General features: G+C 49.2%; 22 protein-coding genes and 1 pseudogene. 13 read left to right on the top strand and 10 right to left on the bottom strand.

The genetic code is table 11. The features are described from left to right. Positions 1-300: 300 nt before the first annotated feature. Both ACKFKF_RS00785 and ACKFKF_RS00780 read right to left on the bottom strand, forming a co-directional pair. The gene (locus ACKFKF_RS00785) at positions 301-1,191 is read right to left on the bottom strand and encodes a pyridoxamine 5'-phosphate oxidase family protein (RefSeq protein ID WP_446865939.1); all 891 of its coding nucleotides are present in this window, start codon (positions 1,189-1,191) and stop codon (positions 301-303) included. After that, positions 1,188-1,787 carry a glutathione S-transferase family protein gene (locus ACKFKF_RS00780; protein ID WP_446865938.1) on the bottom strand — a complete coding sequence of 200 codons (600 nt, stop codon included), beginning with the start codon at positions 1,785-1,787 and terminating at the stop codon, positions 1,188-1,190. The genes ACKFKF_RS00785 and ACKFKF_RS00780 overlap by 4 nt, the downstream gene beginning before the upstream one ends. A gap of 101 nt (positions 1,788-1,888) precedes the next feature. Here ACKFKF_RS00780 and ACKFKF_RS00775 point away from each other — a divergent pair, with 101 nt between their 5' ends. The 7 genes from ACKFKF_RS00775 (at position 1,889) to ACKFKF_RS00745 (ending at position 9,157) form a co-directional block, all read left to right on the top strand. Then, a complete protein-coding gene (locus tag ACKFKF_RS00775) occupies positions 1,889-2,434 on the top strand; it encodes a TetR/AcrR family transcriptional regulator (protein WP_446862549.1) in 546 nt (181 codons plus the stop codon). After that, a complete protein-coding gene (locus ACKFKF_RS00770) occupies positions 2,431-3,240 on the top strand; it encodes an Rpn family recombination-promoting nuclease/putative transposase (RefSeq protein ID WP_446865937.1) in 810 nt (269 codons plus the stop codon). Before ACKFKF_RS00775 ends, ACKFKF_RS00770 begins: the two co-directional genes overlap by 4 nt. A gap of 34 nt (positions 3,241-3,274) precedes the next feature. Then, complete coding sequence (locus tag ACKFKF_RS00765) at positions 3,275-3,523, top strand: hypothetical protein (protein WP_446865936.1); 249 nt, start codon at positions 3,275-3,277, stop codon at positions 3,521-3,523. Between the two features lie 119 nt (positions 3,524-3,642). Then, the gene (gene der, locus ACKFKF_RS00760) at positions 3,643-5,004 is read left to right on the top strand and encodes a ribosome biogenesis GTPase Der (RefSeq protein WP_446862546.1); all 1,362 of its coding nucleotides are present in this window, start codon (positions 3,643-3,645) and stop codon (positions 5,002-5,004) included. A gap of 25 nt (positions 5,005-5,029) precedes the next feature. Continuing rightward, the gene (locus tag ACKFKF_RS00755) at positions 5,030-6,040 is read left to right on the top strand and encodes an energy-coupling factor transporter transmembrane component T family protein (protein ID WP_446865935.1); all 1,011 of its coding nucleotides are present in this window, start codon (positions 5,030-5,032) and stop codon (positions 6,038-6,040) included. 337 nt (positions 6,041-6,377) lie between these two features. Beyond that, entirely contained in the window at positions 6,378-7,865 is a 1,488-nt protein-coding gene (locus ACKFKF_RS00750; RefSeq protein WP_446865934.1) for an anthranilate synthase component I, read from the top strand. A gap of 20 nt (positions 7,866-7,885) precedes the next feature. After that, the gene (locus ACKFKF_RS00745; RefSeq protein ID WP_446865933.1) at positions 7,886-9,157 is read left to right on the top strand and encodes a lipid-A-disaccharide synthase; all 1,272 of its coding nucleotides are present in this window, start codon (positions 7,886-7,888) and stop codon (positions 9,155-9,157) included. A 262-nt stretch (positions 9,158-9,419) separates the two neighbouring features. On the opposite strand, the gene ACKFKF_RS00740 is transcribed toward ACKFKF_RS00745, so the two are convergent. Next, complete coding sequence (locus ACKFKF_RS00740; protein ID WP_446865932.1) at positions 9,420-9,881, bottom strand: hypothetical protein; 462 nt, start codon at positions 9,879-9,881, stop codon at positions 9,420-9,422. Between the two features lie 47 nt (positions 9,882-9,928). Next, a complete protein-coding gene (gene pdxH / locus ACKFKF_RS00735; RefSeq protein WP_446865931.1) occupies positions 9,929-10,564 on the bottom strand; it encodes a pyridoxamine 5'-phosphate oxidase in 636 nt (211 codons plus the stop codon). 136 nt (positions 10,565-10,700) lie between these two features. On the opposite strand from pdxH, the gene ACKFKF_RS00730 reads away from it, so the two are divergent. After that, positions 10,701-11,744 (top strand): glucokinase, encoded by a 1,044-nt coding sequence (locus ACKFKF_RS00730; protein WP_446865930.1) that lies wholly within the window; start codon positions 10,701-10,703, stop codon positions 11,742-11,744. 95 nt (positions 11,745-11,839) lie between these two features. After that, complete coding sequence (locus tag ACKFKF_RS00725) at positions 11,840-12,994, top strand: pyridoxal-phosphate-dependent aminotransferase family protein (protein ID WP_446865929.1); 1,155 nt, start codon at positions 11,840-11,842, stop codon at positions 12,992-12,994. 507 nt (positions 12,995-13,501) lie between these two features. On the opposite strand, the gene ACKFKF_RS00720 is transcribed toward ACKFKF_RS00725, so the two are convergent. After that, positions 13,502-14,713 carry an ArnT family glycosyltransferase gene (locus tag ACKFKF_RS00720; RefSeq protein WP_446865928.1) on the bottom strand — a complete coding sequence of 404 codons (1,212 nt, stop codon included), beginning with the start codon at positions 14,711-14,713 and terminating at the stop codon, positions 13,502-13,504. A gap of 809 nt (positions 14,714-15,522) precedes the next feature. Further along, positions 15,523-16,407, bottom strand: coding sequence for an ROK family protein (locus ACKFKF_RS00715; protein WP_446865927.1), 885 nt, complete (start codon positions 16,405-16,407; stop codon positions 15,523-15,525). Between the two features lie 158 nt (positions 16,408-16,565). Here ACKFKF_RS00715 and ACKFKF_RS00710 point away from each other — a divergent pair, with 158 nt between their 5' ends. Together ACKFKF_RS00710 and ACKFKF_RS00705 are read left to right on the top strand one after the other, a co-directional pair. After that, complete coding sequence (locus ACKFKF_RS00710) at positions 16,566-17,594, top strand: alpha/beta hydrolase (RefSeq protein WP_446865926.1); 1,029 nt, start codon at positions 16,566-16,568, stop codon at positions 17,592-17,594. Between the two features lie 50 nt (positions 17,595-17,644). After that, positions 17,645-18,523 (top strand): SDR family NAD(P)-dependent oxidoreductase, encoded by an 879-nt coding sequence (locus ACKFKF_RS00705; protein WP_446865925.1) that lies wholly within the window; start codon positions 17,645-17,647, stop codon positions 18,521-18,523. 87 nt (positions 18,524-18,610) lie between these two features. Here ACKFKF_RS00705 and ACKFKF_RS00700 read toward each other — a convergent pair whose 3' ends face one another. Continuing rightward, positions 18,611-19,834, bottom strand: coding sequence for an RNA-guided endonuclease InsQ/TnpB family protein (locus tag ACKFKF_RS00700; protein WP_446865924.1), 1,224 nt, complete (start codon positions 19,832-19,834; stop codon positions 18,611-18,613). 37 nt (positions 19,835-19,871) lie between these two features. On the opposite strand from ACKFKF_RS00700, the gene tnpA reads away from it, so the two are divergent. Beyond that, positions 19,872-20,342 carry an IS200/IS605 family transposase gene (tnpA, locus tag ACKFKF_RS00695; RefSeq protein ID WP_446861621.1) on the top strand — a complete coding sequence of 157 codons (471 nt, stop codon included), beginning with the start codon at positions 19,872-19,874 and terminating at the stop codon, positions 20,340-20,342. 556 nt (positions 20,343-20,898) lie between these two features. Here tnpA and ACKFKF_RS00690 read toward each other — a convergent pair. The 3 genes and pseudogenes from ACKFKF_RS00690 to ACKFKF_RS00680 all read right to left on the bottom strand — a co-directional run bounded on the left by ACKFKF_RS00690 (position 20,899) and on the right by ACKFKF_RS00680 (position 24,039). After that, a complete protein-coding gene (locus ACKFKF_RS00690) occupies positions 20,899-21,714 on the bottom strand; it encodes a helix-turn-helix transcriptional regulator (RefSeq protein ID WP_446865923.1) in 816 nt (271 codons plus the stop codon). 150 nt (positions 21,715-21,864) lie between these two features. Further along, positions 21,865-23,067 (bottom strand): NAD(P)/FAD-dependent oxidoreductase, encoded by a 1,203-nt coding sequence (locus ACKFKF_RS00685; RefSeq protein ID WP_446865922.1) that lies wholly within the window; start codon positions 23,065-23,067, stop codon positions 21,865-21,867. A gap of 84 nt (positions 23,068-23,151) precedes the next feature. Continuing rightward, positions 23,152-24,039: pseudogene (locus tag ACKFKF_RS00680) on the bottom strand (RNA-guided endonuclease InsQ/TnpB family protein). A gap of 775 nt (positions 24,040-24,814) precedes the next feature. On the opposite strand from ACKFKF_RS00680, the gene ACKFKF_RS00675 reads away from it, so the two are divergent. Continuing rightward, entirely contained in the window at positions 24,815-25,864 is a 1,050-nt protein-coding gene (locus ACKFKF_RS00675; protein WP_446865921.1) for a D-alanine--D-alanine ligase family protein, read from the top strand. The last annotated feature ends 160 nt before the right edge of the window (positions 25,865-26,024 follow it).

Genomic DNA, 26,024 nt, shown 5'->3' with positions numbered 1-26,024 from the left:
TGTGAGCGATCCCCTTGAGAATTTCAGAAAGATTACTCTTTTGGGGCGATCGTCTTGTTTGTAACTCTCTACAAGACTACGGTGAAACAATCTCGGTATGCTCTCACATTAAAGTTGCTTTTTTTGGAAAGACTTAAGCAATCTTGTCACGATTCAGCATTCAATCACCGCTACCAACTCTGCTGCAAACGATCGCTCCCCACTCAGCCAATTTTAGGGAACGAGATCTCCAACTCAAAGTCCCCCAGAATGGCAAATTTAGGGGGCTAAACGGCTAACCAACAAAGTGAAAAGACCGATTTAGGCTGGATTGGCGGGAGAGTATTCAACAAACTGCCAGCGTAGGGGAATGGTAGTCGCTCGAATACGATCGAGTTGTACCTCAATCAGCCGTTCTGCCCCAACAAATTCTGAGTCTGCATCCCAAATAATCTGTGCCCTTCCGGTTAGCTGTAGTGTTTCACCCGTTACAAAATTGATGAACAACAAGCCTACGTTTGGATTCACGGCAATGTTGCCCAATGTGTTGAACATATTGTTGCCCGCATAGTCTGGAAACAACAAGCGATCGGGCTGCAAGACTTTCACAAATCCCGGCTGGCCGCCCCGATGAGACGCATCTGCCCCATGTGTGGGATGAAGGCTGGCGATAAAGAATGTGTCGGCTTGAGCGATCAACTGCTGTTGTTTGAGATCCAGAAAATCCGACCATTGGGCTGTCTGATTAGTCTCCGACATTTCTTCTGACATTCCTATAAGCTGCCGCATCTGAATGTACTTCGGACAGTTGAAATACACCTGATTGACGTAGAGATGAATGCCCTGCGGAGTTCTTTGAATCGAACCGTTTATTCTCAATCGTCTGCGGGTTGCGAGATCGATCGCCAACAGTCCCATCAGTTGATCACTTTGCTGATCACTTTGCGATTCCCAGAGCGGATCGTCAGACTCGACGGCGTGGATGTGAATGCTGCGATCGTTTCCCGTCAAAAACCCCGCTTCACCGATGAGCAACGATGCCCAGACCTGATGATTCTGATCAACCGTACTGGCGATCGCCCACTGTTGCGGTTTCAAAAAGTCCTGAGCTGCTGGAGAAACCACAGAGCCAATTAGTTTTTGAAGGCGATCGGCTGCTGCTTGCACTCCCACACGAGTCTGAATCAGAAGTTCTCCAGCGTGATAGGTCATAGTCCTGGCATCCCTACATAGTTGGGCAATTGTTGAATGCGATCAATCCACGCCCTGACATTCGGATACGGCTCTAACGAAACTTTGGCATCCCCAGACAGCGCCACGTAAGGAAAACAAGCAATATCGGCGATCGTCGGTCTACCACATTCCAGCCAGTCTCGATTTGATAAGTGTGCATTGAGGAGCGTGAGAAACTGGTGCGACTTTTGGGTGGCGCGATCGACATCAATTTCAGTCCGACCCAACAGGTAGTAGACTCTTGCGGCGGCCAGTCCATTTGCGATTTCATTTGCTGCATTTGAGAGCCACTGCATGATTTGACTCATCGAAACTGCATCCGTCGGCAACCAGGTTTCGCCTCCATACTGACGCGCCAGATAAACCAAAATCGCTTGAGAATCACGGATGGTCTGGTCTCGATCGACCAACACAGGCACCTGTCCCCACTCATTTAACTGGAGAAAAGCCGAAGACTTGTGCTCACCCTCCTTTAGGTTGACGGGCACCAATTCAACGTCCAATTCCAGTAGTGAGAGCAGCAATCGCACTTTGTAGCAGTTACCCGAAATCGTCGCATCGTGAAGTTTCAGCATGGTCGTTAGTTGTTGGGGTCAATTGTATCGAACGTTCAGTCTAATCATTCATGACTGTACTGATCGTTCGGTAAGATGTCAATAGAAGACTCAAAAAACTTATGTCACGAGATCAGATCGTCATTCAACTGCTGCAAGTATTTCGGCAATATGGCTATGAGGGCGCAACGCTGACCAAGATTTCTCAAGCCACCGACCTCGGTAGAGCCAGCCTGTATCACTACTTTCCGGGCGGCAAAGAGGAGATGGCAAACGCGGTATTGGAGCATCTCGATCGCTGGCAACAGACCAACGTTCTGACTCCACTTCAAGCAAACGGAACGGCTCTAGAACGATTGGAGGCAATGATGCGATCGCTCGACCAAGCCTATAACGGGGGTCAACAGTCCTGTTTGATTTCTGTTTTGTCAATGGGCGACGCAAAAGACTTATTTTCACCCAAAATCAGAGCAGCGCTGGAGGAGTGGATTGGCGCGATCGCAACCGTTCTCACCCAAACAGGCATGAATCTCCCTTTAGCCACTCAGCGCGCCGAAGATGCCATCTTACAAATTCAGGGTGCTTTGGTGTTAGCGCGTGCTTTAGAAAATACCGCTCCCTTTCAGCGATTGCTACAACGCCTACCAGAAGAGCTTTTACAACGATGAAAACCGATTCGATCTGGTATTGTCTCTTCAAGTCCTTTCCAGGCATCTTTTTTGAGCTAATCGGTCAACCTGCCGCCGTTGCTCAAAGCTATGAATTCGCCTCGGTTGAAGTCAAACAAACTGCTTTTCGGATCGATGGCGTGTTTTTGCCCAACCAACCTAACGATCCCCTTTACTTCAGCGAATTTCAGTTTCAGCCCGACCCCAAACTCTACTCTCGATTTTTCACTGAGATCTTTCTCTATCTCGACAAAACTGAGCTTGTGAATAACTGGCAAGGAGCCATCGTCTGGGGAAGCCGAAAACTGGATACGGGAGGCACCGATCGCTACTGGGAATTGCTCGAAAGTCAGCGAGTACGCCGCATTTATTTAGATGAATTGGAGGTCACTGAAGGGTCGATCGGCTTAGGTCTGGTAAAACTAATCGTCGAACCACCGCCCAACGCTGGACAACGGGCCAAAACGTTGATTCGATCGACCAGAACTCAGATCACCGATGAAGCAATCCAGCGGGAAATATTACAATTGATAGAAACGATCATCATCTACAAGTTCCCCAAACTGAGTCGAGAGGCCATTGAACAAATGCTAGAACTCGCCGAATTAAAACAAACCCAGGTCTATCAAGAAGCCAAAGAAGAAGGCAAATTGGAAGGTCTTGTAGAAGGTAAATTGGAAGGTCTTGTAGAAGGCAAACTGAAGGGTGTTCCTCGATTTCTAGAACTCGGTTTGAGTCTGGAGGAGATCGCTCAGACGTTGGAATTAGACCTGGAAACAGTTCGGCAGGCTGTCCAACCTGATTGAGCGCAGCAATGTCTTCTCTAACCCTGTTTGAGAGATGAATGACCCAACCATAGAACTGATAGAACTCGCAGATAGCTTCAAGCAAACCAGAGTGTATGAGGAAGCCAAAGAAGAAGGGAGACTGGAAGGAATATTGGAAGGCAAATTGGAATGTGTGCCTCGATCGCTGAAATTCGGTCTGACTTTGGAACAAATTGCATATGCTTCTGATTTAGAGGTTGAAACAGTGCGGCGGGCTGCTCTCGAAAGGGAGATTGGAGGTAAGGAATCCGCAGATGTCTGACTAAACTCGCTACAATGGGATGCTGATGAAATTGTGACGCTCTCAACTCCTCAAACTGTCTGATTTCATCCCTCCTCGCAAAAGCGGGGCAACGCCCTCCCTCATCCCTCATCTCTCCTATGTCTTTGCCCATTGTTGCTATCATCGGTCGTCCCAACGTGGGCAAGTCCACCGTCGTCAATCGTTTGGCGAAAGTGCAGGACGCGATCGTCTTCGATGAACCCGGTGTGACGCGCGATCGCACCTACAAACGCGCCTTTTGGAACGATCGTGACTTTCTCGTAGTCGATACAGGCGGATTGGTTTTTGACGACGATACCGAATTTTTGCCCCTGATTCGTGAACAAGCGATGTCGGCCCTCACCGAGTCGAGCGTTGCGATCTTTGTTGTCGATGGAAAACAAGGCTTGACGACTGCCGACGAAGAAATCGCCATGTGGCTGCGCCAGCAATCCGTGCCTGTCGTGTTGGCCGTTAATAAATGTGAATCGCTTGATCAAGGACTCACGCAAGCCGCCGAGTTTTGGTCGTTGGGGCTGGGCGAACCTTTTGCAATGTCAGGAATTCATGGCAACGGCACGGGCGAACTGTTGGATCAGGTGATCGAATTTTTGCCGTCCACCGATCAGATCGAAGAAACGCCAGAAATTCGGGTGGCGATCGCTGGCCGTCCGAATGTGGGCAAGTCCAGTTTGCTGAACGCCTTTGTGGGTGAAAATCGCTCGATCGTCAGTCCGATTTCTGGCACGACACGAGACGCGATCGATATGCTGGTCGAACGCAACGACAAGATGTATCGCCTGATCGACACCGCAGGAATTCGTAAGAAAAAGAACGTCGAATATGGGCCAGAATTCTTTGGCATCAATCGGGCTTTTAAGGCGATCGATCGATCAGATGTCGTTCTTCTAGTGATTGATGCATTAGACGGCGTAACCGAGCAAGACCAAAAACTAGCCGGACGCATTGCCGATGAAGGGCGTGCCTGTATTGTTGTCGTGAACAAATGGGACGCGATCGAGAAAGATTCCAACACGATCTACGAGTACGAAAAGCTGATTCGCTCTCGACTTCACTACATGGAATGGGCAGAAATCATCTTCATCAGCGCCCAAAACGGACAGCGCGTCGAGAAAATCTTTGACCTGATCGAGGTCGCCGCCGAACAGCACAAACGCCGCGTCAGCACGTCTGTAATTAACGAAGTGATCGAAGATGGAGTCAGATGGCATTCTCCGCCCACTACGCGCCAGGGTCGTCAAGGTAGAATCTACTATGGCACCCAGGTCAGTAGCCGACCGCCGACGATCGCCCTATTCGTCAACGATCCCGCTTTGCTCAATGACAACTACCGCCGCTATATCGAGCGTCAATTCCGTCAATCTCTCGGCTTTCAGGGCACTCCGCTGCGTCTGTTATGGCGTGGCAAGAAGATGAGAGAACTCGATCGGGCCAGTGCTAATCGGGCGACGAAGGTGTAAGAAGTTCTCCCTCCTCCCTTCCCTCATGGATTTACTACGATCGCTCCCCCTCGGTCTCTATCTCGAACAGCCGATTACATGGCTTCATCATCTGGATGCGCGGGTCAAGTTGGCCTGGTTGATGAGTTTTTTGATTGCTCCGCTGTTGGCGAGTCCTGAGTGGCGCATCTTTTTGGTGGTGCTGTTGGTGTTGTTGACGCTGACGGCAATGATCCCTTTGCGGGTGTGGAAACAGCAGATGGGGTGGCTGTTGTTGTTTTCGCTGTATGTGTTTTCGCTGGTGGCGATTTCTCCTGATGCGTTGAATGTCAATGCTCGTCCTCGTCTGCCTGCAAATGAGTTGGCCTTTGTGCAACAACCCGATCAGCTCCCTGCCCCAACTCCGCCTCGCCCCTGGTACAATCCCTTCAATAATCCCTTCAACACTGGAGAAAAGAAATCTCCGCCTCAAGAAGCTGCCCAAAAACTCAAGCGCCCTGATTTACCTCAGCCCACTGCTTATCGGTATGTGGTGCTTCAGGCGGGCCCATTTACCGTCACGCGACGATCGCTCACCCTGGCCATCACGGTCAGCACTTTACTATTCACGCTGATTTATAGTACAAACCTATATCTACTGACGACCGCGCCAGAAGAAATTACCGCAGGGTTAGAGGATTTGATGAGTCCTTTGCGCCGCTTTAACTGGCCGATTACCGAAATAGCGTTGACACTGACGCTGGCTCTGCGGTTCATTCCCTTAGTGTTAGAAGAATTTCAGAATCTAGTGCGATCGGTCAGAACTCGCGCGATCGACTGGAAAAAACTCGGCTTTCGTCGGGCTGCTCAAGTGTGGATGCTCGTCGCCGAACGGTTGCTCGAAAACTTACTCCTGCGAGCCGAACAAATTTCCAGCGCCATGAAAGTGCGTGGATTTACCAGTCCCAACAAGCATCGAGTCCAGTGGCATGAGTTGCGCCTCAAACGCTTTGACTGGCTGGCTTTGGGACTGTTGGGCGTATTGTGGGCTGCAAGATTTGTTGTGGGGCAGGCGTGAGGGGTGAGGGAGGAGGGAGGAGGGAGGAGGGATGAAAGAATTCTCGCGTAAAGTGGTGTGACGTGAATTCGATGAAATTTCTCACTTCGACTACAAAGCCAGGAACACCCCAAATTCTCCATAAACAGAGAACTTTGAGCCAGAAATCTTGTCCGAAAGTCCCCCAGGATGGGGGTTGGGGGGCAGAAGACCTGTTTTCTTTCTCAACCTCAAATTAGCCTCACTTAAAAAACGCGAACACGCATTAAAAGCCGTACACCGCGTAACACTCGTTTCTATTCATCCCTCATCCCTCATCTCTCATCCCTTCTCCATCCTTCATCCCTCATCCCTTCCAATGCGTTCCCTTCTTCCCTGGCACTGGCGATCGCTTCCTCTCGACCAACGATCGGGTTCTGAAATTTTCACAGCCCTGTTTTTGACGGATGAAATCGCGACGCTGCTCGAAAGTCCGTATCCATCTTCACCCGATTATCCGCAGTTGGGACGGTACTCGATTTGTGCGGGTGCGCCGCGTGTGGTTGAGGGAGAATTGCAGCTTTGGAGTCCGCCAGTGGGTGAAATTTTGCCCTTTTTGCAGCAGCTTCTCGATCGTCCTCATGCTGAGGTAGCTGCTTCTGAACTGCCTTTCACCGGGGGGTGGCTGGGCTGGTTGGGCTACGATCTGGCCTGGGAAATTGAAAAGCTGCCTTATCTCAAATCGGACTCGCTGCCCTTTCCGATCGCTTACTGGTATGAACCCGATCGCTTTGCCGTTCTAGATCATCACCAACAAACGCTTTGGTTAGCTGCCACTCAAGCGACTGATCTCGATGCAATGCAAGAGGCGCTAGATCGAAGGGTTGAGATACCAAAACCCGAATTTCAAACCGCTGCTCCGCCTCACTTTCATCTTGCTCAGGCTGACTACGAATCGGCCATTCTGCAAGCCAAAAAGCACATCCAAGCGGGAGACATTTTTCAGGCGAATTTGTCGCTGCGATTTGAGGCAGAAACGACGGCAGAGAGTTGGTCAATTTACCGCGCGTTGCAACAGATTAATCCTTCTCCTTTTGCAAGCTATTGGCGAACTCCCTGGGGAACGGTCATCAGTTGCTCTCCTGAACGGTTAGTAAAACTGCAAAACCGTCATGCAGAAACGCGGCCGATCGCAGGCACGCGCACCAGAGGAACCACGATCGCTCACGATCAACAACTAGCCGAAGAACTGATCAGCAACACCAAAGAACAAGCCGAACACATCATGTTAGTTGATCTAGAACGCAATGATTTGGGACGAGTGTGTGAATGGGGATCAGTACAGGTCGATGAACTGCTGACGATCGAACGCTACAGTCACGTTATGCACCTGGTCAGCAATGTCACCGGAACGCTAAAACCACACCTCAACGCCATTGACCTGATTCGCGCCCTCTTCCCCGGCGGAACGATCACAGGCTGCCCAAAAGTCCGCTGTATGGAGATTATTGAAGAACTGGAACCCGATCGCCGCAGTCTCTTCTATGGTTCTTGTGGCTACCTCGACTGGCGCGGCAATTTGGATTTGAACATTCTGATTCGTACCCTACTCTATGTGAGAGGTGAGGAGAGTGGAGAGCGGAGAGCGGAGAAAGATCCATTCATCCCTCATCTCTCCTCGCAAAGCGGATTACCCCCAAAGGGGAACAGATCATCGAAGTTCTCCCTCACCCCTGCGATCGTCTACGGTCAAGTCGGTGCGGGCATCGTTGCAGACAGCGATCCTGAGCGAGAATGGCATGAATCGTTGCACAAAGCCGAGGCCCAACTCGCCGCCCTAAAACTTGCCGCTTCAGACGGGTTGTAATCTATTTTTCTTAACGCTTTATGCCGACTCCTGCTGACATTCTGATTCTCTCCAATGCCCCCGGAGAACTCGCTACCTGGGTCAAGCCTGTCGTTCGAGAACTCAAGCAACTTTTGGGCGATGACATTCGGATTTCGGTGGTGCTGTCTCCTTGTCCAAATGCCAGTGGTCAAGAAGCTGAAATTGCCCTCAGTTACCCGGAAGTCGATCGCGTCCAATCCGCCCGGCATTTCTTTCCCTTCTTGCTCTGGGGCAAAACGGCCGAACCGTGGGACTGGCACGATCGCGGCGTGGTCGTCTTTCTCGGCGGCGATCAGTTCTTCCCGCTGGTGATTGGCAAACGGTTGGGCTATCGGACGGTGATCTATGCCGAATGGGAAGCGCGCTGGCATCGCTGGATCGATCGCTTTGGAGTCATGCGATCGCAAGTTGTCGATCGTGCCCCTCACCAATTTGCTCATAAACTGACCGTTGTCGGAGATCTGATGGCAGAAGTTTCGACCTTTGGCACCGAGGAGGCATTCAAAACAGGGGGAACGCTGATCGGTTTGTTACCGGGTTCTAAGCCTGCCAAATTGTCTCAGGGGGTGCCCTTAATGCTGACGATCGCCGATCAACTTTGGCGCGATCGTCCCCAAACTCGCTCTGAAATTCGCTTTGTGATTCCAGTGGCACCGACGCTGGATTTGGACACGCTGACTCAGTATGTTGACCCTGAGCAAAATCCTGTGATGCTCTTGATGGAGGGCGTTTCAGCCCAGTTGGTGATTCCTGAGTCGGGCGATCGTCCTTATCTCAAAACACCCAGCGGACTGCAAGTTGAGCTTTGGTCAAATCCGACGGAGCGAGTTCCGGCTTATTCGCTGTTGTCGCAATGCACGCTTTGTATCACCACAGTTGGCGCAAATACGGCGGAATTGGGGTCGTTAGCCGTGCCGATGATCGTCTTATTGCCCACGTATCAAATGGACGCAATGAAAGCGTGGGATGGACTGCCAGGTCTATTATCAAATCTACCGGGAGTCGGATCGCTGTTTGCCAAGCTGATTAATGGGTGGTTTGTGCGCCGCATGGGGCTGCTGTCGTGGCCCAATATTTGGGCGCAAGAAGCGATCGTGCCTGAACTGTTTGGCCGTCTTCAACCCAAAGCGGTCGCTGCGATCGTCTCCGATTTTCTCGACCATCCAGACAAGCTGCAACAGATGCGCGACAAACTACGAACCGTCCGAGGAGAACCGGGAGCAGCCCGGAAGTTTGCGGCGATCGTCGTTGAGGAGTTAGCGCGATCGTGAGCTAGAAAGACGTGATTTCGATGAATTTCGCTTCGTTATTCAAGTCTTCTGCCCCCAACCCCCCAATTCTGGAGGACTTTAAGACATTAGATTCGATTCAAAGTCCCTCACTTGTGGGAGATTTAGGGGGCTGAAGCCGATTCAAACGAAGCGATTAACGACTTATGTATACACGGTAGATGATCAAGGTGGGATTTCTAGCTCCTCGCCTGAGAGAGGTTGGGGAGGTTGTAGATGGGTTGTACTCAAAGATTGATTGGTATCAATCAGAGGATTCTCCATCGCGTCGTCCTAATTCGTAGATACCGCAACCCATGCAGGCGAGAATTCCGAGGCTAATTCCCCAACTTTCGCCCAGGCTGATTTCGGTGACGACGTTGCAGAGTGTGCCGACGACTAGAAAAGGTAGAATGCTGCAAATTGAAGCATAGAAGGCGTTTTGAGATTCTCTAGCGGGGCGGGTTTTCTCAAATTCTTCGGCAGACGTGTAGAGCGATCGCTCCGCAAAATTAAGCCATCGATTCAATTGTTCGGTGACCCATTCACCCACGGGCGAAAATCCCAAATAGAGCGCCAGTGCCCACAAGCAGGCTCCTGCAATCTGAGTGGCTTCAACAGCGAAGGCAAACGGGCCAATTTCAAAAGACATTTGGTTGGGTAGAGACGAAGGGAAAATGATGTAGCTGTATTGTCCGTCATTTTGACAAAATTGGAGAATCCCCACCCCTCATCCCTCATCCCTCATCCCTCATCCCTCATTCCTCATCCCTTTCACGGCGACAACCGATCGACAACCCACCCCTCTCCCTGCCGTCGATACCGTAATCGATCGTGCAATCGACTCGATCGCCCCTGCCAAAACTCGATCGCGCTGGGCTTGACGCGAAATCCTCCCCAATGAGGCGGCCGGAGAATTTCCTGATTTTCGTATTGAACTTTTAAGTCGGCTAATCGCTGATCTAAAACGGCTCGATCGGGAATCACGCGACTCTGATCCGAAGTCCAGGCACCGAGGCGACTGTTGACGGGACGACTGTAGAAATATTCGTCGGATTCTGCATCAGAAACTTTCTCAACTGCGCCAACAATTCTGACTTGACGCTCTAACTCAGCCCACAAAAAGACGATCGCCGCATGAGGATTCTCAATCAACTCTTTGCCTTTGTCGCTTTCGTAATTGGTGTAGAAGACAAAGCCGCGATCGTCAAAATGTTTGAGTAACACAATCCTGGCCGACGGAATGCCTTCCTTGCTGGCAGTGGCGATCGTCATAGCGTTGGGTTCGAGCAGTTGGGCTGCGACGGCCTGATCAAACCACTGCTGAAATTGTCGAAACGGGTCGGGGTCTACGTCCTGTTCGGTGAGTGCGCGAAGCGTGTAGTCTTTCCTCAAATCTGCGATCGACATATCCATCTCTATTGAAGTTTCTATCCTTCCTGCATTGTATTTCTATCGAGAAGGTGATTGCTGGATGTGAACAATTGATCAATCCTCAATGAGAGCGCTATCATGTGCGATTTCCCCCTTCTCTAGGAGTGACTTCATGAACTTGCTGCTGGCCGGAGACATCGGCGGAACGAAGACGATTTTGCGATTGGTTAAATTGCAGCCCGATCAAGGGTCGCTCCATTCGCTTTATGAGGTTCGCTATCCCAGCAGTGACTTCCCGGATTTGGTGCCGATGACTGAGACGTTTTTGGCGGCTGCCACCCAGGAATTAGGAGAATCTGTCTCGCCCCAAAAAGCCTGCTTTGCGATCGCCGGGCCGGTCATCAACAACACTTCCAAAGTGACAAACGTGGGCTGGTTTCTCGAAGCCGATCGCATCTCTCAAACGCTGTCCATTCCCAAAGTGACGCTGATCAACGATTTTGAAGCGGTGGGCTATGGCATTCTCGGTCTGGAACCTGCGGATCTGCATACGCTGCAAATGGGATGTGCCCAAAAGAATGCACCGATCGCCGTCATCGGCGCAGGAACAGGTCTAGGACAGGGTTATCTGATTCATTTTGATGGCAACTATCATATTTTTGGATCTGAAGGCGGTCATGCTGATTTTGCGCCCCGATCGGACTTAGAGTTTCAGTTATCCAGCTACTTGTTGGCCAAACACAACATTGAGCGAGTGTCCGCAGAGCGGGTGATTTCGGGTCAGGGTGTGGTGGCAATTTATCAGTTTTTGCGCGATCGACACTATGCGACCGAAACGCCTGAAGTCGCAGAGGTGGTGAGAGAATGGGAATCTCAAATTGGGCGGACTCCCAAAACGGTGGATGCAGCGGCGACGATTTCAAAGGCGGCATTAGAAGATCGCGATCGTCTGTCCGAAAAAACCATGCAAATGTTTGTCGAATCTTACGGCGCAGAGGCGGGCAACCTGGCGCTCAAGTTCCTTCCCTACGGCGGTTTGTATGTCGCGGGAGGCATTGCGGCCAAGATTCTCCCGTTGATTAAAGAAGAGGGATTTTTGCAGGCTTTTATTCACAAAGGTCGGATGAGTTCGGTTTTAGAAAGAATTCCGATTCACATTGTTCTCAATCCTCAAGTCGGTCTGATTGGTGCGGCGTTGTGTGCGGCCAGACTGTGAGCCAAGAAAGTTAATTTCCAATTGCATTAAACCCGATCGCGGATCTCTTGTGTAATCCTGGATCATGCACCAGAAACCACAGGAAGGATGCTCACATGGATGACAAATTAATGTTGATGATTCCCGGCCCAACGCCTGTACCAGAGCAGGTTTTGTTGGCCATGGCCAAACATCCGATCGGACATCGCAGCGGTGATTTTGGCAAGATTATGGCAGAAGTCACCCAAAATTTGAAATGGCTGCACCAGACGCAAAATGATCTGTTGATTCTCACGGCCAGCGGTACGGGCGTGATGGAAGCGGGGATCATTAACTTCTTGAGTCCGGGCGATCGAGTTTTGGTTGGCTCCAATGGCAAGTTTGGCGAACGCTGGGCCGAGGTCACTGACGCATATGGGTTGAAGACCGATCGCATTACGGCAGAATGGGGCAAACCGCTCGACCCAGCCCAGTTTCGTCAAGCGCTAGAGGCAGACACCCAAAAACAAATCAAAGCTGTCATCGTCACCCACAGCGAAACCTCGACAGGTGTCCTCAATGATCTGGAGACGATTAACCGTCACGTCAAAGCCCACGGAGAAGCGCTAATCATTGTCGATACCGTGACCAGTTTGGGTGCGATGAATATTCCTGTGGATGCGCTGGGGCTGGATGTCGTGGCATCGGGTTCGCAAAAAGGCTACATGATTCCGCCGGGGTTGGGGTTTGTGGCGGTGAGCGCTAAAGCGTGGGAGGCTTACAAAACGGCTAAACTGCCTCGCTACTATTTAGATTTGGGCAAATATCGCAAAGATGCCGCCAAAGATACTACGCCTTTCACGCCTCCCATTAATTTGTTCTTCGCACTACAAGCGGCTTTGAGAATGATGCAGGCTGAGGGCTTAGAAAACATTTTTGCAAGACATCAACGCCTACTTTTGGCGACTCGTGCCGCGATCAAAGCGATGGGCTTACCTTTACTTGCGGCCGATGAGTGTGCGAGTCCTGCGATTACATCGGTGATTCCGAGTGGCGTGGATGCTGAAAAAATCCGCTCTGTGATGAAGAAGCGGTTTGACATCGTGCTGGCGGGTGGACAGGATCACCTCAAAGGTAAAATCTTCCGCATCGGGCATCTGGGATTTGTGAGCGATCGCGACATTCTCACGGCGATCGGTGCCCTAGAAGCCACGCTCCAAGAACTCGGATATGAAGGAGTGCAGTCGGGTGCTGGAGTTGCGGCAGCGGCCAAAGTGTTTGCAAATTCTTAGTTCCGATTGAGAAACTTGACTTTAGCTGAAGCAGCAGAAGCCTCACGCCATAATCTCTGATTTGGCGTTGAGATGAATGCGAGTGAGTTGACGACGCTCCCCTCTCTTACCCAATCCCCTACGGAGGGAAACCCTCCTCCAGGGTTGGGCGCTGACCTATGCCAAAGGCGCGGGAAGGGGAGATGGAGGAAATGAGCAAATCTCTCATGACACAAAACGAGTGTGATATAATCAGGGCAAGGGTTTGAGCTAATCGCCGCTCTGAAATCTGAACCACGACAACTCAGAATATGGGGTTGCACCGAGTAATAGACGTTCTGCGTCGCTTTCTGTTGGTGCGTAAAATTCTGACAGTACAGAGGTTGAACATACTTTTTGTACTTGTTCACAATCTGCGGTAGGGCATTCCGTGGATTTAAAACAAAGCTCAGGTAACGTCCGATGCAGTAGCAGGAGTCACTGAGAAGCCTACTCCATACCGAAAGGTTGGTGTAGGAGTATGTCACTTTATTTGCCCCACTTTTTGCGGTACTCCTCTAGCTGATACTTTTGGTAAATCGATCGCCACTGCCAATCTCGAATCAAAACCCCTTCTTTAATCGAGAAGTGAACTCTGGCAGAATCTGAATGAATTGTTTTGGGATTGATATCAGTCTGATAGGTTTGAATGACATCAAAGTTAAAGACCAGTCCATATACAATCTGCAAAGCAATCAGCAAACTGAGGTATTGCACCTTTCTAACTTTCTCAGAGGTGGCAATCCAATAGATCACCGAAAACAACACAGGAAACAGATATCCATATTCATGAGGCAACCTGAAAAACATGATCTGGTTATAAACCACACATAGAAAAGTACTATAAAAGATCAGTTTCTCAGCCTGAGTATTTTGGAATGGATTATCGGCAATCTTTCTAACTAAAAAAGTCCGTTCTTGAAAGAGAAAAGCACCTAGTAAAACAAAAGCAGGCAGTCCCCAAAAGTAGATGTTTTTATAAACAAATCTGGCAATAATTCCCACAAAACCGCCAGACGCATCGGGGCCAATTCCCAAAAAGGAAAGGGTCATCCCAGACGCAAAGAACACAGGTAAATAAAAGACAACCGATGCAACCAGAAAAAGAATAAAGCTCTGAACTAAAAGCCTTCTAGATTTAGACTCTTTTTGAACATAGCAGAAGTAAAGGAAGTAAGCGATCGCCACCATCGGCCCATAGGTAATCCTCGAAGAAACGGCCGCTGCAAAGATCAACGCCGCCCATCTGAATTTCTGATCAATTAACAGAAAGACACCCAACACAAAGAAAAATGCAGCATAGATGTAATCGATCGACGTAGCAGACGCAATGACCCAAAAGGGATTTACCCCGATCGCCAGCACCGATAATATAGCAATTCTAGTCGTTGTAATTCTACGAAGTAGCCGATAGAAGATAAACAACGTAGTCACAGACAACACGACAGAAACAAGATTAGCAAGAAAGAACCCTCCGATTTGGGAGGCAAGCCCGATCGCGATTTCTGGAATTAAGTATCCCTGAAACCGAGAGGACACATACTTTCCTTGACTGATCAGTGTATTCCAGGTATTCAGCATCCGATAAGTATCGTCATCATTACCATAGCCGCCCAGCGCAAACACACTGTAACTAGTCAGTAAAAGTCCTAAAGCACTGTAGATATTGTTAAATCTCCAATTCTTCGTCAAGCGGTTCATAGAGTTCCTCCGCTGATTTTAATTATGTTATTACGAGTAGCAGATGCAATGTAGCGATCGGTTATCCGAGTATATGTATTGAGAATTATCTCTTTATTGGCACATCAGCGCTAACTATCTGTAGAGAGATTTAAGGGAAAACCATGAAGGCAGTTTGTATGTAAAATTACATGAATGATTTGCGAAAGGCTGGAGGCGTTGCAAAATTAGGTTACATCCATCGTCTCGGAGAGTAGGAACATTGACCTAAAGCGACTCCCCGATCGCCTCTTGAATCCTGTGTTGAATCATAGTTTTGTTGTACAACCTCTCCAGCTCATATTGCTAGAAATTGAAAGTGATGAGTCCAGAAGAATTTAGAGAAGTTACATTAATTGAACTAAGCGATACAACCAACGAACAAACGCTGTGAAGTAGATTTATCAGAAGTAATACTAGAGGTAATACTAGTCTGATCTTTCATTGCTATAAATGTGCGCCCCCCTGACTACGGCATCTCCTCTTATAAGGGCTGCCGTGTACACACACGTTGATCGATCTGTCATTGCTGAGATCCTTCGCCCCCTAAATCCCCCAAAAATGGGGGACTTTGAGCCGTCGTCATGGCTTTGAACTTTGGAAATCTTTCCTTTGTCAAAGTCCCCCAGACTGGGGGATTTAGGGGGCTGAAGCCGCCTGAAACGAAGCGACAACGACTTGTGTATACACGGTAGCAGGGTGGGATTTTATAGAAGTGGAATTTTCTAGCTCCCCGCACTAAAGAGGGGTTGGGAAAGGTCAATTTGTTTCACCTAAAAATTGATTGGATGTCAACTCTTCTCCAAGGCCAATTTTGCCGCACCGACGATGCCCGCTTGATTGCCTAACTCGGCTTTGAGCAACTGCAATCCATTTCGAGAACTGGGCATGACTCGCTGCTCGATTTCTGTCAGCATCGCTGGAAAGAAAAACTCAGCACTCGCACTAATCCCGCCGCCAATCACGATCGCTTCCGGGGTCAACACATACACCAGACTGCTCAAGCCAATTCCCAGATCGCGTCCATAAAGCTGCCAAAACTCCAGCGCATTTGGGTCGCCTGCCTGAGCCAGCTTGCCCAATTCTTCAGGCTCCAGCCCTGTGCGACGACGAACCGCCTGAATCGACGTATATTGCTCCAATGAGCCACGGTTGCCGCTATTACAAGCAAACCCATCTGGATGCAGCGTAATCAGCCCCAACTCACCCGCCGCCCCTTCTCGCCCGACAAACAGGTTGCCATTGAGCACGATCGCGCCCCCGACTCCTGTTCCCAACGTCAACAAAATCAAATCTTGAAACGATCGCCCCGCTCCTAGCCAAGCTTCGCCCAATCCGGCACAGTTTGCATCGTTTGCCAAAATCGTCGATCGCCCCGTTTTTGCTTCGAGCCAGTCTGCCAGCGGGACATTCTGCCAACCTGTTAAATTAATCGCAACTCTGGCAATTCGTCCTTGAGCGTCTGCTGGGCCAGGGGTGCCAACGCCGATCGCTGTGCTTTGTCCGTCTGGATCGACTTGTGAAATAGCCGCTACGATCGCCGTCAAAACCGCTTCGGGCGTTGCAGGTTGAGGAGTCGGCACGGTGAGAGACTGCAAACAAATCCCTTGTGAATCAAACCGCCCCAACTTGATCGCCGTTCCGCCTAAGTCAATGCCCAAAACTTGCTGACTCATCGCCCTCTTAGCCTCGCCTTTGCGTGAAACTGTAGAACTTTATATCACTAATTAGGAGTCAGCAAGATTTTGATAACGCCGCGCAAGAATCCAATATCTCTGTCGATGGCTTGATCCGTAAAGTAAGAACATCGAAGTTGATTAAGGAGTTTCACCTCATGAAATTGCATTCTCTCCTGTGGGCAGTTCCGCTGGTTGTGTTAGGGAGCACTGCTGCGATCGCTCCTGTTCAGTCTCAAGTTTCTTCTACGCCGGGGATTTCTAATTCGATGCGATCGACCGCTTTGCGATCGGGTATTGATCGCGTGACTTTTCAGAGTGAAGGCGAAACGTTGGTTGGCAATCTTTACCTACCTGCAAACTACAAAGTGGGCGACAAACTGCCAACGGTGATTGTGACGGGTGCCTGGATGACGATCAAAGAACAAATGCCTGGATTGTATGCTCAAAGATTAGCCGATCGGGGGTTTGCTGCCTTTGCGTTTGACTTCTGCTCTTGGGGTGAAAGTGGCGGTAAGCTGCGGAGTTTTGAGTCTCCCACAGCGAAAATTGCTGATATCAAAAATGCAGTTTCTTTTTTGCAAACGGTGGATGCTATGGACGCAAATCGCATTGCTGGATTGGGTATTTGTGCGAGTGCAGGCTATATGGCAGTTGCGACCGCAGAAGATTCTCGGATCAAGTCATTCATTACGGTTGCTCCGTGGATTCATGATCCACAAATTGTTGACGCGGTTTATGGCGGGAAAGCAGCCGTTGAAACCCTAATTGCAAAGGGGAAAGCAGCCGAAACAAAGTTTGAGAAAACTGGCAAAGCAGACTATGTGTTAGCAACGAGTAAGACAGATAAAACAGCCGTGATGTATGGCGACATTGACTATTATCAAAACCCCAAACGTGGGGCGATTCCTCAGTGGAAAAATCGGTTTGCGATCGCATCCTGGGCAGAATGGCTGACGTTTAATCCTATGCCCGTTGCAAGACAAATCAAGGTTCCTACCCTGTTTATTCACAGTGAGAAAGCTGCAATTCCCGATGGGGCGCGTCAGTTTTTTGCAAACATTCCTGGTAAAAACAAACAGATGAATTGGTTAAACGATCGCACTCAATTTGATTTCTATGACCAAACCGCTACCGTCAATCAGTCCGTTTCGCTCATTGCCAACTACTTACAGTCATCACTTTAGGTTCACGCGCTCAGTTCTTGTTCTGTTTCAGTGTTCTTTAGGAGGTCATCATGTCATTTTCACGCCGCAATATCCTCGCTACGGGTGCTGCTGGACTCGCTGCCGCAATTTCGACAAACAGCTTGGCGAATGCTGCTCAACCCAAGCCTAATCAAACTACTGAATCGACTTCGACGAATTCACCAGGCGCATTTGCAAACAAAGTTGTCTTGATCACTGGGGCTACTTCTGGGATTGGAAAAGTTACCGCTGAAGCCTTTGTGAAACAGGGGGCTAAAGTCTTTTTCTGCGGTCGGCGCGAGAACTTAGGAAAACAGGTGGAACAAGAGATTCGGGCGGCGGGTGGAGAAGCGACTTACATGAAGGCGGATGTTCGCAAAGCTGAAGAGGTCAAAGCGTTTGTGGAGGCGTGTGTTGCAAAATATGGGCGGTTAGACATTGCCTTTAATAATGCGGGAATTGATTATCCGCCTGCTCCGATCGCCGATGCCTCGATCGCTGAATTTGATGACTTGATGAATACCAATGCTCGTGGCGTTTTTCTCGGCATGAAGTACGAAATTCCCTATCTTCTCAAGACCGATGGTTCGATTATCAACATGGCAAGCATCGGAGGAGCGCGGGCTTTCCCAAACATTGTGGGCTACGGAACGAGCAAAGCAGCCGTCATTCACATGACCAAGATGGCAGCACAGGAGTATGGAAAGCTGCGGATTAATGTAGTTTCGCCGGGGCCAGTTAATACTGCAATGCTCGATCGGGTCAAACGAGATTGGAAAGTCACCGAAGAACAACTGGTCGCGCCTTATCCAAGCAAGCGAGTTGGACAACCGGGTGAAGTCGCAAATCTAGTCTTGTGGTTGGCTTCTGATGCAGCTTCTTATGTGTCGGGCGGCCAGTTTAGTGTCGATGGTGGTGGACTTGGTTAGATTCAAGCATCCTTTCTTAATTGAGTGCGGTACAGTTGTGCGGCTAGGAGATAGGTGGGCGTATTTCAGGTGACATACTCCAGACGTTCATGCTGACGCATAGAACGCTGGCTTCTCATCGACTCCAGCTATTGCTTCGGACGTTTGATGAGCTTTAAGAACGGAATGCCCTACCGCTCTATGTTTGATATTGATTGCTGCATTGTGGTCACGGTCAAGACTACATCCGCAGTTGTGGCAGGAATGCCAACGGTCGGAAAGTCCTTTCTTGACCTTGATCCCACAGCTTGAACAGTTTTGGCTTGTACCGTTTGGATTCACAGCAATGATTTGCAACCCGGCTCTTTCAGCCTTGATTGAGAGAATTTGCAGGAATTGACCCCATCCAGCATCATTGACCGATTTTGCCAATCTCGATTTGGCAAGTCCTCTGATATTCAGCTTTTCATGTGCAACATGCTTCCCTTGAGATAAAAGCTTTTTCGCTGTTTTGTAGTGAAAGTCCTTGCGAGTATTCGAGACTTTTAGGTGTGCTTTACCGACTCGCTTAATCGCTTTTCTACGACGATTAGAGCCTTTCTTCTTGCGAGATAATCCGCGCTGTAGTCGTTTCAGTTGCTTTTCAGCTTTGCGGTAATGCTGAGGAATTGCAACCTCTACGCCTGAATCATCCGTTAGAAATGACTTCAAACCTACATCAATCCCGATAGTATTTTCCATCACTGGAATATCAGGGCTGAGAGCAGGAACCGAAGCATCTTCGAGACTCAAAACAACGTACCAACCATCAACTTTGTGAGTAATGGCTGCCGTCTTGATTGTGAATCCATCGGGTAGCGGACGGTGCTGAATCAGTTTCACCTTGCCAATTGTCGGAAGCTTGATAAACTTGCCTTGAATGCAGTCTTGTTTGATCTGAGGGAATGTGAATGAGCGATATCGTCTATGTCCTTTGAATCGTGGTTTCCCTGATTTCTTACCGTTGCCGTCCCCTTTCAACCATCGGTCAAACGTCTTCTTTACTCTCGCAATGCAGTCTTGCAGCACTTGAGAATGAATCTCTGCATACTCAGGAAACAGCGCCTTAGAATTCACCAAATCGCGCTTCTGAGAATAAAAATCAGGATCGTCTCTCAACTCTGGGATATGGCAAATCAACGGGCAAGCGTTGATGTCGCAGCGATTTTGCTCATACCAAGAAAACCGCTCACCTAAGCGATAGTACTGACGACGCAACAAATCTAGCCACTCGCTCATGGTGGCGGCTTGGCTAGAGGTTGGACGTAATCGGTACTGGTATGCGATTCTCATGCGATAATTATAGCACACGTTCATTTATTGAAAAGCAGTGAAGCGCGAGTACAAGACACGTTCTAGAGGTGTTAGCAATCTACACGCTCATCTAGTATTGACAACCAAATATCGATACAGCGTGATCACAGAACCGATGCTGGAAAGACTGAAAGAGATTATTAAAGATCTCTGCACCAAGTGGCAGTGTGAATACGTTGAAGGCAACGCAGAGCCAAATTACTTTCACTTGGTTTTCAGGTTCTTCCCCCAAACTGATCTTGATAAATTTATTGGCAACATCAAAAGTGTTTCAAGTCGCAAAATGAACCAGGAGTTTGCAGAACATCTAGAAAAAATCTACTCCCCAAAAATCAGTCGTAGAACTGGCGAGAAGACCGCTAGAGTATTTTGGAATGAGTCTTACTCGATTGATTCGGTGGGTGTCACAAAGCTAGACATTCTGATTCGATATGTGCAGACACAACCAAAAGAACTCCTAGACAAAGTAACTCGTGGTGAGTTGTAAGAGTGTGGCGTTTCCTCATCGATGTCAATCTCTCACTCAACGACGTTTCGTCTTGTTCAAGACATCAATTCGTCAGCGCCTTGGCTTTCATCCCGACGCTTGTGAGTACAGGTAGAGCGCGGGGCTTCCCGCCGAATTTGCTAAATGAAGAACTGCTATCCCTGAGTTTTAGAAAATGGCGCTTGTCTCTTCTGATTTAATCCCATGTTGTGGATCAAGGTTCAGAGTTTCTTGGCATGAGTTAATCGTGGAATGTTCGCAATCATTGACCGATTCCCAGGATGTCGTCATTAGCTGCACGATCGCTGAAGACTTTCCTCTCCAGAACATTCCACACCCAACTAGCAATCTGCATATGATGGTGAAACTCGGTTCACTCGACTTCAGCATTGCTCAACAAATTCACCCTATCTCTCTACCGCTCAATTACAACTGCACTGTCACTGATCCCGCTCTATTGCATCTTGTCCAACTGTTGCAAACTGAGATACAAGCCCCCCAAGTTATGAGTGAGATCGTGGTCTCGTCGATCGCAACGGTTCTCACCACACACTTATTACATGCCTATCGCTTTGCGAAACTGCATTGTGAAATGGCTCTGATTAGAAAACCCAACTTGATAAGCGACTTCTGCGGCCGAAAGCCGTGTGGTTGAAAGTAAAACCTTGGCTCGTTCGATCCGACGCTGGGTAATGTAGCGATGGGGCGGTTCTCCGGTGGCCGTTTTGAAGGCGCGAGCAAAGTGAAACTGACTCATAGGGATCAGAGCGGCTAGAGTAGCGATCGCTAACGCTTCGGTCAAATTTTCTTCAATATAGTCCTTAAGTTGCTTTAGCTTTAGACCATTGAGATGATTGTCTTCAAGGGTCGATTTGATTGAGGTTTTGGTGTGGTTTCTGAGTAAATGAACGGCTAATAGATTTCGCAACGACTCTACATATAGATTGCCAGCCATTCCTGCGGTCAACACCTCTGTTTTTAATAGCTGTGAGATATGTAAAATCGTGGGATCTTGAAAGATAACTCGGTGTTCAACGTCTAGTGAAGACAGTCCATTCTCAACTGCAATCTGATTTAACAAAGCGTGGTCGAGGGTTAAATTGACATACTCACTCGGCTTAACTCGGCGGTGCCAAACAAACTCTCGTCCTCCATACAGAAAGACGCTGCCAGCAGGTAAGCTCGTCTTCTGAGACTGACCATCCACTGACCAAATCACTTCCTCGTGCGGCGCAAAGGCAATACTCAAACTGTGCTTAGGCATTGCAAAATCAAACTCGCCCACTGCATTCAGCCGACCATACTCAACCGTCAAACCCTCCCACTCGCTTTTCACGATCGCTAGAGATTGATCAGGTGTGGATAACAGCATAGGAATCTGGGGTAAAAAAATTCACGCTGAATGCCTTTTCATCCTACTCAATCGTCAGGATTTGCTGGAGAATTTTGTGCTTTAAAAGCATCAAGGATTTCTATGATCAAGATTGAGAGAAGAGATCAAGATTGAGAGAAGCACGATCGCTCATCCATTTTTGCCAACCAGCACATCGACGATCGGCTTGGTCACCCAATTTAACCCAACTCGAAGCTGATGTTTGAGCGTCGGCATCCGATTGAGATAGGCTAACCGCCGCGCCACATAAGCAAAAGACCCTTCTAACTGAAGCCCCAAGCCCGTCAAAGTTGCATTGTCGATGCCCAAAGTCATCATTTCACCCAAATACTGATAGCGGAAAGGCAGCAGGGGGCGGTCGCTCAAAGAGGCCCAGATATTCCAGCCAGCATAGTCGGACTGTTGAAACGCTGCTTGAGCTGTCGGTGGCACCTGTTGCCCATCTGCATCTTTGCAGTCAGCCAGATCGCCCAGCGCAAAAATTTCGGGACGATCGACGACCTGTAGCGTAGGCGTGATCAGCAATTGTCCGCGTTGATTTTGTTTGAGCGGCAAACTTTGCACCACTTCATTGACACGAGTGCCCACCGTCCACAGCACCAACTCAACCGGAATCGTATCCACTGACCCCTTGTAAAGCATCGACATCGAATCGGCTGTAATTGACTCAACCGTCGTTTCTAAATCGACCCAAATGCCGCGTTCTTCTAGCGCCCTGGTCGCTGCGTCTCGGTTGTGAGTGGGAGATGACCGTAAAATCTGATCGCCCTGCTCGATCAATCGCACTCTGGCTCGATCGCCCAACACATCCGCCAATTTGCACGCTAACTCTACGCCGCTGTAGCCCGCTCCGACAATGGCAATTCGGATTTTGTCAGCGTCCGATTCTTTGAGTTCGCGCAGGCGTTCTTGGAGACGGTAGGCATCGGCGATCGTCCGAAAGGGAATGGCAAATTCAGCGGCTCCAGGCACTTTATCTAACGGAGTTTCGCCGCCCATTGCTAACACTAAGCGATCGTAGGTCACCGTTTCTCCATCTTGCAGTTGCACCCGTTTTTGGTCGAGGTCAATCTGCTCAACCGCCGTCTGACAAAACCGAATGCCTGTCCCTTCGAGCAACTCTTGATACGGGGGGGCGACTTCCCAGGATTGCAGTTCCCCCGTCACCAACTCATAAAGAAGCGGCGAAAATAGGAAGCGATCGCGCTGATCGACCAGGACGATTTCAGGTTTAGTGGCTTTTGTCCAGGGCAGTTGGCTCAAGCGCAGTGCGGTGTACAGACCACCAAAGCCACCACCAAGAATGCAAATCCGAGCAGGTTGTTGCGACATACAGAGAAGGGATCAGGGGACTTTTCCTCATTGTAAGGAAGACTGGGGGAGTTGACACTCCCCGGTCTGAAGACGCGGGGATTCTTAAGAGAGGTTAACCCTTAACGGCTGTGCCAAGCAGCCCCTAAACTGTCCGAGAAACTCATCCAGCTTACTTGTATGCTTCCTCAAGATATTCAGTGCCCCATTCGCATCTGCGTTGACGACCCACCCTTGAGCGGTGCGGTACAGTCCGCGCTTAATGCGCTTGCCGCTGAATTCATAAGTTCTTGGATTATCCGCATTCCAAACCGGAACCGGGTCGCCATCAAGCGAACTTGCTTTGCTGGTGTACGACTCTTCTTGCTCAATCACGGCAATTCCGTACCGTTCGCAGAGGCTTTCCAGCTTGCGCTTAAAGGTAAAAACGGGAATCTGTGTGAAGTTCTGATTGTTGCGGTTGCCCAGATTGATCCCTTGTTTCAGGTCAGGGTTGTATCCCACAACAATCGTGCTGATGTCTCGTTCGATGCACCAGTTGATCACGTAACGAGCGGATTTATTCAGGAAATCTTGAACTTGATGATTCCGCTTGTTCAGCAATGCTGCTTGTCGGTTCGTCAAACCCTTGATTCCCTGCAAATCCTGAATCGATTGCAGTCGTGCATTTTATTTGTTGTATCCCTGATTAATCGACTTAATTTCACGTCCGTTCAGAATGAACGATTCTCGTGTCGTGCTGACACAGGTTGCAAAGTTATCCAATCCCAAATCGATGCTCAACATCTCTTGAGACGGGTTAACTTGCTTCTCTTCAGCACCTTCATAGACGTAGGCGACATCAAAGTAGCGTCCTCCCAATTTAGGGAGAATGCGAATTTCTTTGATGCTTAACCCTCTAAGTCTTTCAGGGATTGTGAAAGAGATTGCGCCGTACTCCCGTCGAAACTTTCTCGATGTGGGAACGGTGAATTCCCAATTCTTGCTAGGCATCTTTTCGAGGTCTCTAGGGCGAATTAGAATCACCAACAGAAAGTATCCCTCCTTGGGCAAATAGCCAGGAATATTTACTTTCACGCTCAATTCTCCACGTTGTTTCATTCCAAGCAACTTGAAGAACGATTGAAACGAACGGTCAACGATTTTCAAAGTCTGTTGAGCAATGTCTGTCGCCAACAATTCGTAATTTTCATTCCCCTTCGAGTGATGATAGTTGCCCTCATACCGAAGATGCTTTCTCTCTTGAAAGAAGTATTGACGGACGTTGTACAGCCCGACGTTGAACATATTCTTGCTCAATCGACAAAGCTGTTTTGCAATCTCCGTCTCTGCTTTATTCAATTTCAAACGATTAGTTTGAGTGAGAAGCATATCCAGTTCCCGCTACGAATACGCTCATTATGGCGGGCAGACAGTTAAAACCGCTAGTTCGTTTTTCTGCTCAGGTCTGAAGACGCTGAGTTCCCAAACGTATCAAGAGTTTCTGATGGGCGGTGATAAATCACAAACCGTCAATTCTGCCTTGATCGACTCTTCCCGGATGGCCCAATTGGATGCAAAATAGCTTAAATCAAACGTGAACTCAATGCAGTTTCTCACGCTGGTTGTGAATTTAGGAGAGCCAGCGTCTCCATTGAGCAGATCCTTCATTAGAATTCTTGTCTGAAAGTCCCCCAAATTTGGGAGGTTGGGGGGCAGAAGATTTCAACAACGCAGCGCGAAGACCTGGTTGAATTCACGTTGAATCAAACTCTGTAGGGATGAGGCTATGAAGTTAAAAGTGGGGCTGCTGTTTGGGGGGTGTTCGGGAGAGCATGAGGTGTCGATCGTCTCGGCGGGTGCGATCAACAAAGCGTTGAGAACGGGTGCCAATGTTGATAGATACGAGGTGCTGCCGTTTTACATTCAAAAAGATGGCTACTGGCAAGGGGGAGACGTGGCTCAACAGGTGCTCACATCGGGGGTTGCGGTCTCTCAAGCCGGAGCGTCTCGCTGGCAGTTTCCGACTCAGGCGGCTGACGTAGAGGTCTGGTTTCCCGTTTTGCATGGCCCCAATGGTGAAGACGGTACGGTGCAAGGGTTGTTGACGCTGATGCAGGTGCCGTTTGTCGGATCAGGAGTGTTGGCTTCCTCAATGGGCATGGATAAGATCGCCATGAAAACGACCTTTGCTCAGGCTGGATTGCCCCAGGTGAAGTATCTGGCGGTAACGCGCGCTCAGGTCTACTCCAATCCCTGTGTTTTCCCAAAACTCTGTGACCAGATTGAATCGGAACTCGGTTACCCCTGCTTTGTCAAACCTGCCAATCTAGGATCTTCAGTCGGCATCTCCAAAGTCAGAAATCGCGCCCAACTCGAAGCCGCTTTAGACAGTGCTGCCAGCTACGATCGTCGCATCATTGTCGAAGCGGGCGTGGTTGCCAGAGAAATCGAATGTGCTGTTTTGGGCAACGATCAGCCTCAAGCCTCAGTGGTGGGAGAAATCACTTTTGAGAGCGACTTTTACGACTATGAGACAAAATATACGGCGGGTCAGGCTCAAATGATCATTCCTGCCAATGTGCCAGAAGCGATCGCGACCCAAATTCGAGAAAGCGCGATTCAGGCATTCACCGCCGTCGATGCGGCCGGGTTAGCGCGAGTCGATTTCTTTTATGTTGAGTCCACCGGAGAAGTCTTGATCAACGAAATCAACACCTTTCCTGGCTTCACATCTACCAGCATGTATGCCGAAATGTGGGCCGCGACGGGCATCCCGTTTTTGGATCTGGTCGATCGACTAATTCAACTCGCGCTAGAAAAAAATTTGTCAAGTTAGAATCATGCGATGATTTCAGAGTCAAATTCTCTTATGAGAACCGCTTCAGGAACTTGCAACTGCAATCAGAGTATCGACCATTTTTATCGTTGTGCGAGAGAACTGAGGTAAGAAAGTTCAATTGCTGTTTTATCTTCCGGTCTGGAAGCGATCGGCATCA

This window comes from Phormidesmis sp. 146-12 (genome assembly GCF_052939495.1).
This window is presented reverse-complemented; position numbering and strand designations above follow the sequence as displayed.

What these genes read in the sequence shown, in the direction of transcription:
- ACKFKF_RS00785 (WP_446865939.1), bottom strand. Translation starts at nt 1,191, where the DNA reads ATGACCTATCACGCTGGAGAACTTCTGATTCAGACTCGTGTGGGAGTG.
- ACKFKF_RS00780 (WP_446865938.1), bottom strand. Translation starts at nt 1,787, where the DNA reads ATGCTGAAACTTCACGATGCGACGATTTCGGGTAACTGCTACAAAGTG.
- ACKFKF_RS00775 (WP_446862549.1), top strand. Translation starts at nt 1,889, where the DNA reads ATGTCACGAGATCAGATCGTCATTCAACTGCTGCAAGTATTTCGGCAA.
- ACKFKF_RS00770 (WP_446865937.1), top strand. Translation starts at nt 2,431, where the DNA reads ATGAAAACCGATTCGATCTGGTATTGTCTCTTCAAGTCCTTTCCAGGC.
- ACKFKF_RS00765 (WP_446865936.1), top strand. Translation starts at nt 3,275, where the DNA reads ATGAATGACCCAACCATAGAACTGATAGAACTCGCAGATAGCTTCAAG.
- der (WP_446862546.1), top strand. Translation starts at nt 3,643, where the DNA reads ATGTCTTTGCCCATTGTTGCTATCATCGGTCGTCCCAACGTGGGCAAG.
- ACKFKF_RS00755 (WP_446865935.1), top strand. Translation starts at nt 5,030, where the DNA reads ATGGATTTACTACGATCGCTCCCCCTCGGTCTCTATCTCGAACAGCCG.
- ACKFKF_RS00750 (WP_446865934.1), top strand. Translation starts at nt 6,378, where the DNA reads ATGCGTTCCCTTCTTCCCTGGCACTGGCGATCGCTTCCTCTCGACCAA.
- ACKFKF_RS00745 (WP_446865933.1), top strand. Translation starts at nt 7,886, where the DNA reads ATGCCGACTCCTGCTGACATTCTGATTCTCTCCAATGCCCCCGGAGAA.
- pdxH (WP_446865931.1), bottom strand. Translation starts at nt 10,564, where the DNA reads ATGTCGATCGCAGATTTGAGGAAAGACTACACGCTTCGCGCACTCACC.
- ACKFKF_RS00730 (WP_446865930.1), top strand. Translation starts at nt 10,701, where the DNA reads ATGAACTTGCTGCTGGCCGGAGACATCGGCGGAACGAAGACGATTTTG.
- ACKFKF_RS00725 (WP_446865929.1), top strand. Translation starts at nt 11,840, where the DNA reads ATGGATGACAAATTAATGTTGATGATTCCCGGCCCAACGCCTGTACCA.
- ACKFKF_RS00720 (WP_446865928.1), bottom strand. Translation starts at nt 14,713, where the DNA reads ATGAACCGCTTGACGAAGAATTGGAGATTTAACAATATCTACAGTGCT.
- ACKFKF_RS00715 (WP_446865927.1), bottom strand. Translation starts at nt 16,407, where the DNA reads ATGAGTCAGCAAGTTTTGGGCATTGACTTAGGCGGAACGGCGATCAAG.
- ACKFKF_RS00710 (WP_446865926.1), top strand. Translation starts at nt 16,566, where the DNA reads ATGAAATTGCATTCTCTCCTGTGGGCAGTTCCGCTGGTTGTGTTAGGG.
- ACKFKF_RS00705 (WP_446865925.1), top strand. Translation starts at nt 17,645, where the DNA reads ATGTCATTTTCACGCCGCAATATCCTCGCTACGGGTGCTGCTGGACTC.
- ACKFKF_RS00700 (WP_446865924.1), bottom strand. Translation starts at nt 19,834, where the DNA reads ATGAGAATCGCATACCAGTACCGATTACGTCCAACCTCTAGCCAAGCC.
- ACKFKF_RS00690 (WP_446865923.1), bottom strand. Translation starts at nt 21,714, where the DNA reads ATGCTGTTATCCACACCTGATCAATCTCTAGCGATCGTGAAAAGCGAG.
- ACKFKF_RS00685 (WP_446865922.1), bottom strand. Translation starts at nt 23,067, where the DNA reads ATGTCGCAACAACCTGCTCGGATTTGCATTCTTGGTGGTGGCTTTGGT.
- ACKFKF_RS00675 (WP_446865921.1), top strand. Translation starts at nt 24,815, where the DNA reads ATGAAGTTAAAAGTGGGGCTGCTGTTTGGGGGGTGTTCGGGAGAGCAT.